This is a genomic window from Psychrobacter luti (assembly GCF_014192115.1).
GTDB classification, from domain to species: Bacteria; Pseudomonadota; Gammaproteobacteria; order Pseudomonadales; family Moraxellaceae; genus Psychrobacter; species Psychrobacter luti.
This window is the reverse complement of record NZ_JACHXL010000002.1, coordinates 124665-136791: the sequence shown is the minus strand read 5'-3', so window position 1 is coordinate 136791 and position 12127 is coordinate 124665. Positions and strand designations below refer to the sequence as shown.

At 41.9% G+C, this 12127-nt stretch carries 11 protein-coding genes; 6 read left to right on the top strand and 5 right to left on the bottom strand.

The window, feature by feature from the left end; genetic code table 11:
* Window positions 1–19 precede the first annotated feature (19 nt).
* A complete protein-coding gene (locus FHS24_RS04960; protein ID WP_183619373.1) occupies window positions 20–358 on the top strand; it encodes a DUF3817 domain-containing protein in 339 nt (112 codons plus the stop codon).
* A gap of 276 nt (window positions 359–634) precedes the next feature.
* On the opposite strand, the gene FHS24_RS04955 is transcribed toward FHS24_RS04960, so the two are convergent.
* Complete coding sequence (locus FHS24_RS04955) at window positions 635–1108, bottom strand: hypothetical protein (protein WP_183619371.1); 474 nt, start codon at window positions 1106–1108, stop codon at window positions 635–637.
* A 575-nt stretch (window positions 1109–1683) separates the two neighbouring features.
* Here FHS24_RS04955 and FHS24_RS04950 point away from each other — a divergent pair.
* Entirely contained in the window at window positions 1684–2292 is a 609-nt protein-coding gene (locus tag FHS24_RS04950; protein ID WP_183619369.1) for a class I SAM-dependent methyltransferase, read from the top strand.
* Window positions 2293–2405: 113 nt separating this feature from the next.
* Here the strand turns inward: FHS24_RS04950 and lptG are convergent, their stop codons facing one another.
* Together lptG and FHS24_RS04940 are read right to left on the bottom strand one after the other, a co-directional pair.
* Entirely contained in the window at window positions 2406–3647 is a 1242-nt protein-coding gene (gene lptG, locus FHS24_RS04945; RefSeq protein WP_183619367.1) for an LPS export ABC transporter permease LptG, read from the bottom strand.
* A complete protein-coding gene (locus tag FHS24_RS04940; protein WP_183619366.1) occupies window positions 3647–4936 on the bottom strand; it encodes an LPS export ABC transporter permease LptF in 1290 nt (429 codons plus the stop codon). The genes lptG and FHS24_RS04940 overlap by 1 nt, the downstream gene beginning before the upstream one ends.
* Before the next feature lie 569 nt (window positions 4937–5505).
* Between FHS24_RS04940 and FHS24_RS04935 the strand changes: the two genes are divergently transcribed.
* From FHS24_RS04935 to sstT, 4 genes are all read left to right on the top strand, one after another.
* Window positions 5506–6123, top strand: coding sequence for a cysteine hydrolase family protein (locus tag FHS24_RS04935; RefSeq protein WP_183619365.1), 618 nt, complete (start codon window positions 5506–5508; stop codon window positions 6121–6123).
* A gap of 216 nt (window positions 6124–6339) precedes the next feature.
* On the top strand, window positions 6340–8001 hold the full coding sequence (locus FHS24_RS04930; RefSeq protein ID WP_183619364.1) for a leucyl aminopeptidase: 1662 nt from the start codon (window positions 6340–6342) through the stop codon (window positions 7999–8001).
* A gap of 35 nt (window positions 8002–8036) precedes the next feature.
* Window positions 8037–8558: a DNA polymerase III subunit chi gene (locus tag FHS24_RS04925; RefSeq protein ID WP_183619363.1), complete on the top strand. Its 522-nt coding sequence runs from the start codon at window positions 8037–8039 to the stop codon at window positions 8556–8558.
* 200 nt (window positions 8559–8758) lie between these two features.
* The gene (sstT, locus tag FHS24_RS04920; protein ID WP_183619362.1) at window positions 8759–9961 is read left to right on the top strand and encodes a serine/threonine transporter SstT; all 1203 of its coding nucleotides are present in this window, start codon (window positions 8759–8761) and stop codon (window positions 9959–9961) included.
* Window positions 9962–10074: 113 nt separating this feature from the next.
* Here the strand turns inward: sstT and FHS24_RS04915 are convergent, their stop codons facing one another.
* The gene (locus FHS24_RS04915) at window positions 10075–10398 is read right to left on the bottom strand and encodes a chaperone modulator CbpM (RefSeq protein WP_183619361.1); all 324 of its coding nucleotides are present in this window, start codon (window positions 10396–10398) and stop codon (window positions 10075–10077) included.
* 118 nt (window positions 10399–10516) lie between these two features.
* The gene (locus FHS24_RS04910; protein WP_183619359.1) at window positions 10517–11494 is read right to left on the bottom strand and encodes a DnaJ C-terminal domain-containing protein; all 978 of its coding nucleotides are present in this window, start codon (window positions 11492–11494) and stop codon (window positions 10517–10519) included.
* Window positions 11495–12127 lie beyond the last annotated feature (633 nt).

Genomic DNA, 12127 nt, shown 5'->3' with positions numbered 1-12127 from the left:
ATTGTAAAAGGGATATAACGTGTTGCAAGCTCAGCCATCTACTTTGCCTACCCTAACAAAAGGGCAAAATTCTGCCCTCAAAAATCTGACCATCATGGGTTACTTGGAAGGCACGTCTTTTTTATTATTACTTGGTATCGCCATGCCCCTAAAATATATGCTGGGTATTCCTGAGGCAGTGAAATATATCGGTATGGCACATGGGGCATTGTTTATCGCCTATATTTTAATGCTGTTGATTGCAACTAGCAAAATAAAAATGCCACTGTGGGCAATGCCTGCAGGTGTGCTTGGCTCGTTTTTACCGTTTGGTCCGTTCATCTTTGATCATTTATTAAAAAAGCGTTTGAGAAAATAGGATTAAAAGCTTTTCGGTATCGGTTACGCTTAGACTTTTGAGGATAGTGATTTATTAATGACGTAGATTTGTACTCGTATAACATCATCGAAATTGCAGTAACTGAATGTAGCGAATTGTCCTATAGGACAATTAACCAACAAAAGAAATTAGGAGGCATCTTTTAAGATAAATCATAGATAAATTTATCTTAAAAGTAGCAACCAATTAATTCAACGCTTAGAATCTTAAGTTTTTCTATATTGCTTTCTGTATTAAAACCTTACTATAACTCTATTATTGAACTTCCATTTCGTAAGTATTGCCATAATCGTCTGTAGCTTCTAATATACCGTAGTCAGTCCATTCGACATCAATATTTTTTTCATCTCCTTCAGAATCTGTTATTGTACCGTTTCCATATTTTCCACTAATATCGATATTCCCTACTACCTCATCTCCAAAGCTATCTTGTCCACTAACATCATAATTATATGTATAGTCACCGACTGTGCCAGTTCTGTCTTCATACTGATAAGAAGTGTTTATATCCTCCAAAAAATAGTTCTCATCTATGCTTGGATCAGATGATACTAACTCTGCATTCTCAAAATAATCTTCACTATCTTCTGAATCCAACACTTCATTTGATATAATATAATCAGAAGATAGTTCTTCATCTTCGCTTGTGAAATCATTATCTGAGCTACAAGAGGATAAGAAAAATAATGATATAGCAATAAGTATTTTTTTATTTAAACTATTGATCATATAAAACCTCTTTATTTAAATATACTCTAATCAGAGTAACTAATTAATTTAAAACAATAACATCTTAAACAAATGGGCAGGTATATAAAATATTTTATATAGAAAATAATTATCACTATTAGGTTATCGGGTGTGCCTAGCGTATTCTACTATTATTCAAATTTCGCAATCACAAAATAGTCGCCTTGTGATGCAGTGTAGCCCTGATAGTAGCGATATCCTAATGCAGACGATGGCATTGCGTACTGTGGTTTTCCAGAAAATCATAGATTTTCTCTTGCGTCGAGGTAAGTTTCTCCCAGACACTTACGATTTCCCTCCTCATATCGAGGTAATAGAAACAGCGCTAGACACAATAGTGCGTATGCTGGCGTCAAGACAGATACAAGCGGATAGCAGGATTGGCTCCCATCGCAATTTTTGCAATAACAACTTCCCACCATACAATTCTATTAATACGATGCTGCAAACCTGCCCTTTTCTCGTTACAATAGCCTCAATAAAGTGCGTCATGATATGCACGCTGTCCGATTGAGCAGCGCACCCCTTTTACTTATCCAATATCTGAGAATCCCATGAGCCATAGACCACCTACTGACCTACTAAAAAGCGCCCAACATTGGCGTGAAGATATTAACTTTCGCCAAGAAGTGTTGGGTAAGCCGTTTGATTTTTCGACCACGTGGGGTATTTTTTCACCGCAAAAGCTCGATGATGGCAGCTTGATGCTACTTGATTATGTGGATTTTCAAGCGGATGATGATTCTATAGATTTGGGCTGTGGCTATGGCGTGCTTGGTATGACAGCGGCGCGTGAATGTCCGAATGGTCTGCATACGTTGATTGATAAAGACTTTATGGCAGTGGAATATGCGCGCCTTAATTGTGAGAAAAACGGTCTGAAAAATGTCGATGTGCATTTATCAAACGGCTTTAATCATGTGGCAAAAGATAAGGACTTTAGCCTTGTAATGTCGAACTTGCCCGCTAAAGTAGGCAAAGAGCAACATTATCTATATTTCCTCGATGCCTATGCGCGTATGCGTAAAGGCGGGCGTTTTTATGTGGTGACAATCAATGGCTTGCGCCAGTTTATGAAGCGCTCGTTTACCGAAGTATTTGGCAATAGTGAAAAGATCAAACAAGGTAAGACCTATACCATTACCATGGCGACCAAAGACTAAGCTTAAGCAACTTAAAAAATGAGCAAACAAAAATCCCGCTAACATGATGATGTGTTAGCGGGATTTTTTTTGCGCAGTTTTTAGAACTATATTTTAAAATTATATTTTTAGAATTACATTTGCCGCTTAAGCAAATACCCGCCCAAAATCGTACTGGCGATAATGGGTAATATCACCATTAATAATGGCGAAAATCCAGTCGCAAGCGAAACAAAGCCAACCAAGTCTTGCACGTAACTAAATAGCAAGCCAAATAATAAAGCCACGACGATACGCAAGCCCAAGCTATGGGTGCGCAATGAGCCAAAAACGAATGAGCAAGCAACAATCACCAGCGATAAAATCGATAACGGTGAGAGCAGCTTTTGCCAAAATGCCAGCTCATGACTTAACGAGCGCGTGCCTTGTTGGCGCATAAATTGACGATGCTCGTATAACTGGGTCAATGATAAATCCTCTGCCTGACGAGTGAGTAAATACACTGACTCAGGCGCAAAAGGTAAACTCAAGGTATCTGACGGTGCGATAGCTTGGCTACTCTCAAAGCCCTGACTAATCATCAGCTTGGTCATATTATTCAGCTGCCACTCGTAGCGATATTGTTCGCTTGGCTTGCTGCTATCGGTATCTATTGGTTCGCGACCGATATATTTGCCACCCTCAGCATGAATGGCGGTTTGCAAGTTGCCATTATTATCTAAATGCCAGCGTTTGACCTCACCAATATTTCCTTGCACATCGGCATAATCAATATACAAAATATCACTGCCATCGGGCTTGGCACTACCGTCTGTTGCACTCTCAAAGCGTGGTTGTACCGTCCAATAACCGCGTACCGAGGTGACAAGCGAACTGTTGTCTTGATCGTTAATCTCTTGCGCCAATTGATTCGAATGCGGCAATACAAACTGATTAATCACCAATGCCAATAGCACAAAAATCATAGCAGGCTGCAACACCCAGCCGACGATACGATAAACACTGACGCCAGCAGCGCGCATGACGACCAGCTCGCTTTTATTGGCAAGTAAACCTAAACCAACCACAGCACCAAGTAATGCGCCCGTTGGGATAAACTGCTCTAAGAAGTACGGCGAGCGATAAAAGATATATTTAATCGCCTCGCCCATCGTATAGTTATCATCTAGCGAATCTAACTCAGACAAATAAGAGAACACCAACTGCAATGCCCACAAACCTATGACCGCGCCGATGATGGCAAGTAAAGCGTTTAGTTTAACGTAACGGCTCAGCACTTTTAAATTGGTCGGTTTTGGCGCAAGTTTCAGTTTGGCTTTTGGCGAATTCGGCTTTGATGAATTAGACGATGATAATTTAGAGAATAAAGCGCTCATTAGGATTGTCCTCCTTGTGAGCCATTGCTTTTATGGTCAATATTGCCTTGATTATCGCTAACGGTTAACAGCTCATCTGGTTTGCGAAAGCGCAAACGATGCTGGACGCGGCTGCCCCAATTCATATAAAGCGCCAATGCTATAAAGCCTAATACCAACCATGCATACGCCCAAACGCTGACACTGCCTTTACTCACCGCATTTTTGAGCGAGATAATACCCAGCGCACAGCTGACAAATAATAAAATAGATGGGAACAGGCGCAACCAACGACCTTGACGCGGACGTACTTGCGCCAGTGGCACGGCGAGCATCGGTGCGATAATCATTAACCAAGGCAATGCCAAACGATAGCCAAGTTCACCTTGTGCCGCTCGTAATGCATTTTCACTATTCACTGCTGCGCTGCCTGTTGCGGCTTGCCATAATGGACCAATTGCTTGGGTTTCAATATTGTCTTCGGTGATGACTTCTTTGGAGGATTCGGTCAAGGTGATACGGTAGCGATCAAAGCCCACTTGATTGTATTTTAAACTGCCAGCGCCGACTTCATAACGGCGACCTTGGAATAAATCCAACTGGGTGACGCCGCTACTGCCGGTATCTACTTGCTCAGCGCGTTTGGCAAGGGTAATGGTATCTTTACTAATACTATTATTGCTTATAAGCGCGTTTGGCAGCTCTGGAATATTGAGTTGCTCAGCAGTTTCTGGGTCAATGTTGTTATTGACATCAACCGCCACATTTTTTGCCGCGCTGCCTTTAGTCTTAGGCTCAGATTGAATCAATATCACATCTTGCAATTGCTTTTTATCATCGCTCAAGCTGCCCACATACAAATGATAATTGCCACTACTGATAAACTGATTGGGCCGAATTAAATCAAAAGCACTGGTCAACGCTTGCTGTTGCCAAACACTCTCCGATGAGCGTACGCCCCACGGTTTACCAACGATAGATAAAGCCGCTTCCCCAACAAACAATGCCAATATCAATGGTGTCATCAGACGTCCAAGCTTACCGCGCGACACGCCGCTGGCATTAATCACCGCCATTTCTTGGTCAACGTATAAGCGCCCAAATACCAACATGAGAGCGATAAAAAATGCCAGTGGCAGGATAAGCTCTAAAAAGTAAGGCAGATTATAACCAATGATGGTAAATAATAAGCTGATGTCCAGATTGCCTTCTGCGGCAATACCAAAGTAACGGATTAAGCGCCCGCCGAGCATCATCACCACTAAAAACCCCAATACCAAGGCGGTCGTTGAGGCAACTTGTTGAGTCATATAGCGGCGTAATATCACAATAGGCACTCTTTAGAAAAAGGTTGGTATGCGCACGATTTATCGCAGTTTTATTGGCAAGGATGGATAATTAGGAGTAGATATAATCGCGATAGCTGAATAATATTGGGTCACAAAACCATAAAGTATAAAGGACGGCTCAAACAGCTAAATAACCCACAAAGTAACGACAGCCGCTATAAAAGCAGCCAAGCCACTGACCAGCGCTACTCTATAAATATTAGCGATAAAGATAGCCGTTAATCCTAGCATATTTTGCCCAAAAATGGCTGTGAAATGTGTTGGAAAACATTGCATCTATCTTGCTATAACACTGTATTATTTGGCTGATAATGGATAAAACCAAGAAAGCGTACAGTGTATACAATTTCTAAGCTTGTCTTAATAATAGAAGAGCAACTCTATTAAGTATATGCCCTATATTTTTGCTTTATGTCATTTGGAAAAGTTTGTGTGTCCTTGGTATCCTTGCGCGGCTATCTTTAGATTTCATTGTTAGACTGAATACCTGCAAAATTTATACTTATAACGATAAACGGAGAATACTATTAATGGATAAACTCAACACTACGCCTTCTACTTTACTTGAACTCGCGGGTGGTCAATTTGATGTACTTGATTGGTCAAATTGCGCTATCGTCTTTATTGACTATCAAAATGAATACGTCGATGGGGCTATGCCTTTGGGGCAAGCTGGTGCTAACGCCATTAAAAATGCGCGTCTACTACTAGATAAAGCTCGCGCGCAAGACACTCCTATTTTCCATATAGCACATCACGGCGCAGATCATGACAAAGTTTTCAATCCTTTGTCGTCGAATGTCGATATTGTCGCTGAATTACAACCAAAAGCTGGCGAGACAATCATTGTCAAAAAACACCCTAATGCTTTTTACGATACTAAGCTACAAACGCTAATAGCAGGCACGCAAAAGCAGCAAATTATCTTTGCAGGTTTTATGAGTCATATGTGTGTCAGCTCAAGCGTCAGAGCAGCATTTGATTTGGGCTTTGATAGTTTTGTCTGCCATAACGCCTGTGCCACGCGCGCCTTGCCTAATGATAAAAAAGAAGCCATAAGTGCGCAAGTAATGCACGAGACTGCGATGGCAGCATTACAGGATAGATTTGCCGCTTTAGTCACGACTGCTGAATTGGCTGGTGAATAACTTACTACTCTATAAAGACATAAAACAATTATTTAAATAATTATCGCAAAATTGTGCAAATATATTACCAAAGCCTTGCTCACTGCGCACTCGCCTTGCAATATGCTACACTATTGCGATGCCTCATTAGCCCAAACAATTTAACAGGTATAAGCAATTTAAATAAAACCTGATTTTTTATAATGCTAATTTCATAACTCTAATAAGGATAACTATATGAATATTAAATTAACCCAAACCCTGCCAAAGACGCATACGCAAAAAATTCTTAAAAAAGAAGCCAAAAGTAAAGACGCAGCCTGCCTTGTGGTGCTCATTGATGATAAGAAAAACATCTTAGGTGAAGCCGCATTAAGCGATTATCAAACGCGCATTGAGCAGTTGATGGAAGTATCGCATTTTAATGGTAAAGCTTGCGAAACCGTCGCTGATTATGCCTTGGCGGGTGATAAAAAGACAGCCAAAGAAAATCCAGTACAACTGTTGTTAGTTGGCGTTGGTAATATTGATAAGCTTGGCCATAGTGTATTGCAAAAAATTGCCAATACCATTTATCAAAGTACGCAAAAACGTGTCGACTCTATTACCGTCGCCCTAGGTGATGCATTAGAAGAAAATCATTTCGGTCAGTTTGCCCTTAATTTGTTGGCAGCGAGCTACCGTTTTGATAAATACAAATCTGAGCAAACCACGCCTGTTTTAACCGATATCTATTTATTGGCTGATGAGTCATTGAACGCTGCATTAACATTTGCCGAAGCGGTTTTCGCTGGTCAAAGCTTGACCCGTGATGTCGCCAACGAGCCGGGTAACATTTGCTTCCCTGCTTATATGGCAGAACAAGCGCAAGAATTAGCCAAAACCTATCCTGATCTATTAAAAGTCACCGTACTCGGTGAAGATGAGATGTCAGCACTGGGTATGGGTTGCTTCTTGGCTGTTGCGCAAGGCTCTACCAAAGAAGGTAAGCTGGTACTCATGGAATACCGTGGTAAATCTAACTTTAGTGCAGGTACTAACAAAGCTACGACTAACAGCGCCAAAGTCGCAGGCGGTCTAAAAGCATTAGCGGATAAACTACCAACCAAATTACCTAAGAAATCAGCTAAAAATGCTGATGTAAACAGTGATAACGATGTACATGCTGCCAATGATGACGCGCCTATCGTCTTAGTCGGTAAAGGCGTCACCTTTGATTCAGGCGGTATTTCAATCAAGCCGGGTGCGGCAATGGATGAGATGAAATTCGATATGGGCGGTTCAGCGTCTGTACTAGGTACGATTAAAGCATTGTGTGAAGCGCGTCTACCGATTAACGTCGTTGGTGCCCTTGCTTGCGCAGAAAATATGCCATCAGGTGATGCTACGCGCCCTGGTGATATCGTGAAAGCCATGAACGGCAAATCGGTTGAAATCTTAAATACTGATGCGGAAGGTCGTTTGGTATTAGCAGATACTTTATGCTACGTGCAACGCTATAATCCAAAAGCAATTATTGATGTGGCGACTTTGACCGGCGCTTGTGTGGTTGCGTTAGGTCATGTACGCTCAGCGGTATTTAGTAATGATGAAGACGTCTTGTTTGACTTAGAAAACGCCAGTCACTTATCAGGCGATTTAATCTGGCACATGCCAATGGATGACGACTATCAAGCGCAGCTTGACTCGCCTATCGCTGATATGCAGAACATCGGTGGTAAAGGCGCTGGTGCTGTCACTGCCGCTTGCTTCTTATCGCGCTTCGTCGAAGAAGGTCAAGCATGGGCGCATTTAGATATTGCTGGTACGGCATGGAATTCAGGTAAAGACAAAGCGGCAACCGGTCGTCCTGTACCGCTATTTATGCAATACCTCAAAAACAGCGCAAACATGGCTTAATCAGTTAGGAATAATTCATTGATGAAGACCGATTTATGAAAGTGAGTTTTTATGTTTTAAGTGAGAATAAAGCCCAAGATTTCTTGGGCTTTATTTGTCAGCTGACCCAAACGGCGCTTAATAAAAGCGCTCAGTCATTACTGATTCTTATCGAAAGCGATGATGCATTGCTATCAACGCTTGATGAAGCATTTTGGGCACATGATGCCACAAGCTTTATACCGCATCAGCGGCTTTTAGATTCAAATGTTGGCGATGTTGACGGTTCTGATACTGATACTGATACTAGCAATACCGAAAATACGGTAATTAACCCTATTAACAGTCAACCGTTAGCACCCGTTTTACTTGGCAGCTATATGCCAACTGATTTTAAAGGTATTGTCCTGAATACCACCATCCATCCTGTTAATGACTTTATGGCAGCAACCAATAATGCCCAGCCTACTCGGGTACTTGAGCTGATAAAACCTGATGCCAATAGCGTGCAAGAAGGTCGTCACAAATATAAAAGTTATAAGCAATTAGGCTATGAGCTCACGCACTTTAAAGTTTAATTTATTGATTTTTACCTTTATTTTCTCACCTTACTAGCGCCCTTTATTTGTCTACCGTGCCACCCTTTTTCACTACCCTCTAACGCCATGTCCACATGGGTTAAAGGTAGGCGCTTATCGCAAAAAATGCTACCATCCTTCGATTACTTTTCCGTTCTATTATAAGTTTCATATTTATTGACAAAGTCGAGGGTGTATAGATGCGTTCATTGATTGCGATGTATCAGCGTATAGGGCTGGTACCGCTCATTATTATTGGTTTAATATTGGGGGTTTTGATTGGCTGGCTGGCACCAAATATTGGTATTGCGTTAGGATTATTAGGAACGCTATTTGTCGGGGCGCTAAAAGCGGTCGCGCCGATACTGGTATTTATCTTGGTCATGGCAGCCATTAGCCAACAGCGTAGCGGCAATGAAGTGTATGTCAAACCCGTGCTGATTATGTATATGTTCGGCACTTTTTTGGCTGCACTAACGGCGGTTGCGGCAAGCTTTTTATTCCCGACAGAGCTGATATTGGTCAATGCCACCATTGAGCAAGTACCACCTGCTAATCTTCAAGAAGTATTGACCAACTTGCTGATGAATTTGGTCGCTAACCCTGTCCAGGCCATCGCTGAAGCCAATTATATTGGTATATTAGCGTGGGCAATCATCATTGGTTTCGCCCTACGTCAAGCCAGTGACACCGCGCGTACCGTGGTCAGTGATTTTTCTGACGCCATCTCACAAGTGGTCAAATGGGTCATCGCCCTAGCGCCTTTTGGTATTTTAGGCTTGGTTGCCAATACCGTTGCTGAGACAGGCTTTGCCGCGTTAGCAGGCTATGCTCACATTTTGATGGTGTTGGTCGGTTGTATGCTATTTATCGCTTTAGTCGTCAATCCGCTGATTGTATTGGTTAAAACAGGTAAAAACCCTTATCCGTTGGTGTTTGCGTGCTTACGTGAGTCAGGAATTACTGCATTCTTTACCCGTAGTTCGGCGGCCAACATTCCTGTCAATATGAACCTTGCGCGTAAATTAGGTCTACACGAAGACACTTATTCGGTCACCATTCCACTGGGTGCAACCATCAACATGGCAGGCGCTGCTATTACAATTAACGTCTTAACCCTTGCCGCAGCTCATACGCTCGGTATCGAAGTATCGTTTGCATCAGCGCTGTTATTAAGTTTGGTCGCGACGATTAGTGCTTGTGGCGCTTCAGGTGTTGCTGGTGGCTCATTGCTCTTAATTCCATTAGCAGCAAGCCTATTTAGTATTCCAAACGATATTGCCATGCAAGTAGTGGCACTTGGCTTTATCATCGGTGTGGTACAAGACTCTGCAGAAACTGCCTTAAACTCATCAACCGACGTCTTATTCACCGCTGCTGCTGATCCAAAATATGCGCGCTAATGTTTAAAACGGTACTTGCAAATAATAAACGGTGTTTGCAAAACATTAAGGGTCTCATATTAGAGACCCTTTTTTTATGTGCTAAATAGCGTGTGATTCATTAATTTAAACAGCTACTTTGAATGATCGACATCTACTTCAATCACTGGTGTCTGCATGTCTAGCTGGCGTTTAAATTGACGTAATTGTTCGACCTCATCTAATAGCTCAAGTATAAGACCAATTGCCGGCACGCTCGCTTCAAAGTCGCGGCTAAGGCGTGAGGCGCGGCGCACGGTGGTTAATTGATAACCGGTAAATTGCTTATGCTCTGGCACATCATATTCGATGATATTTTCTTCAATCAATTCGATGACCCATTGGCGCTCTTGACCACAGGCAGATACGAGCTCATCCAAGCTCAAGATAATGTCGGTAAATTCAGGCGAGTGTTTCATAGCGATTATCCTCATTTGTTCTTTATTTTATCGTTATCGTATGGTCTTCATCTCTGTTGTTTTCTTGGTTATATTGCTGCTATTCGCATAGCTTATGGCATTTTTAAATGCGATTTAGTTAACGGCTGATACTGGTCTCAGCAAAAGCTTCTTTAAGCTGCTCGTAGGCTTTGGCAGCGGCTTCACTGCTGATATCAGGGTTGACGATGTTTAAAGTTAAATACAAGTCGCCTGCTTGCTTAGCAGGAATACCTTTACCCTTTAGACGTAAGTTGCTCCCTGATTTGCTATTTTTGGGAATCGTCACGCCAAGCGTTCCTGCTGGAGTACTGATGTTAATTTTCTCGCCCAGTGCCGCTTCCCATGGCGCTACATTGACCGTCTGATAAACATCAGCGCCTTCGATACGGATATTGTCCGCATGACGAATTTTCACCTTTAAAAATAAATCGCCGTTTTTACCGCCACCAATACCCGCCGCGCCTTGCCCTGCTAAACGAATTTGCTTGCCATCAGTGATGCCTTGTGGAATTTTAATTTTCAGGGTTTTATTTTCGTAATCGACACTACCATTCGGCTGCCGGACGGGAACGTTTAATTTAATACTATAGTCATCGCCACTATAGACCGAGGACAAATCGACAGTAATCTCTGCATGTTGGTCTTGACCTTGGCTATTTTGCGCCCTAAAACCGCCCTGCTGCGATTGTCCACGCGCACCGCCACCAAAAGCGGAGAAAATATCATCGAAGCGAAAACCGCCATCGCCATAAGCTTGGCCTTCGCCAAATTGATCTTTGATATCTTCCCAGCGGAAACCGCCTTGTCCGCCGCCTGCTGATTGCCCACCGAAGCCACCTGCACCACCTTGACCGGCAAAAGGATTGTTAAGCATCGCATCGTATTCCGCCCGCTTGTCTTTATCTCTAATAGTTTCATAAGCGTTGTTAATTTCCGCGATTTTATTATCAGCGTCTGGATCGTCGCTGACATCAGGGTGATATTGACGCACAAGCTTACGATATTTCTTCTTAATATCAGCATCTGTGGCGTCTTTTTTGACCCCTAAAATGTCATAGTAATTTTTCTCTGCCATGTTACTTTTCCTTCTTATAGTATTTATTACTGATCATTTACTTAATACATAATATGGGGGCAATGAGTGAACATTTCATTTTTAACATACGATTGTACTCATCAAAGCTTTACCAGTAATGATGCCAAGCAATACTGACATTTAGACTGTCTGAGTCATTTAAAATAGTATCATTGACGTGTGTCACTATATTAGCGTGCCTCATTATGTCAGCGTGTGTCACTATGATTCTGGCATTATTATTCTTTGACAGCTGTTGGCGTAATGTCATTTCAGTATAAACAATGGAAGCACAGCCTTTTCGTTTAGGGCAACATAAAAAAACCAGTACTTTGCTTATCACGCTTAGCGCGTAAACCAAACTTGATATCTTTATATGTATGTCTATCCGCATATCGCTCTTGGTAATGAACCGTTACATTTACCATAGCATAGCTAAGTATGAGCTTATTAAACTTTGCGCCTGCACTGATTCCAACCTGGGTATAAGGGCTATTTCATTAACTAACTAAAAAACTATTATGCTCATACAACGCTGAATATTGCGATTTCTTCATAATTAGTAAGAATACAGCAAGGTTTTATTACATTTTTTTCAATATTAATTCATTTTACTTTTTTAAATATTAAAAT

Excerpts from the sequence above, each read along its gene's own strand:
- FHS24_RS04955 (WP_183619371.1), bottom strand. The coding sequence starts at position 1,108 with ATGATCAATAGTTTAAATAAAAAAATACTTATTGCTATATCATTATTT.
- FHS24_RS04950 (WP_183619369.1), top strand. The coding sequence starts at position 1,684 with ATGAGCCATAGACCACCTACTGACCTACTAAAAAGCGCCCAACATTGG.
- lptG (WP_183619367.1), bottom strand. The coding sequence starts at position 3,647 with ATGAGCGCTTTATTCTCTAAATTATCATCGTCTAATTCATCAAAGCCG.
- FHS24_RS04940 (WP_183619366.1), bottom strand. The coding sequence starts at position 4,936 with ATGACTCAACAAGTTGCCTCAACGACCGCCTTGGTATTGGGGTTTTTA.
- FHS24_RS04935 (WP_183619365.1), top strand. The coding sequence starts at position 5,506 with ATGGATAAACTCAACACTACGCCTTCTACTTTACTTGAACTCGCGGGT.
- FHS24_RS04930 (WP_183619364.1), top strand. The coding sequence starts at position 6,340 with ATGAATATTAAATTAACCCAAACCCTGCCAAAGACGCATACGCAAAAA.
- FHS24_RS04925 (WP_183619363.1), top strand. The coding sequence starts at position 8,037 with ATGAAAGTGAGTTTTTATGTTTTAAGTGAGAATAAAGCCCAAGATTTC.
- sstT (WP_183619362.1), top strand. The coding sequence starts at position 8,759 with ATGCGTTCATTGATTGCGATGTATCAGCGTATAGGGCTGGTACCGCTC.
- FHS24_RS04915 (WP_183619361.1), bottom strand. The coding sequence starts at position 10,398 with ATGAAACACTCGCCTGAATTTACCGACATTATCTTGAGCTTGGATGAG.
- FHS24_RS04910 (WP_183619359.1), bottom strand. The coding sequence starts at position 11,494 with ATGGCAGAGAAAAATTACTATGACATTTTAGGGGTCAAAAAAGACGCC.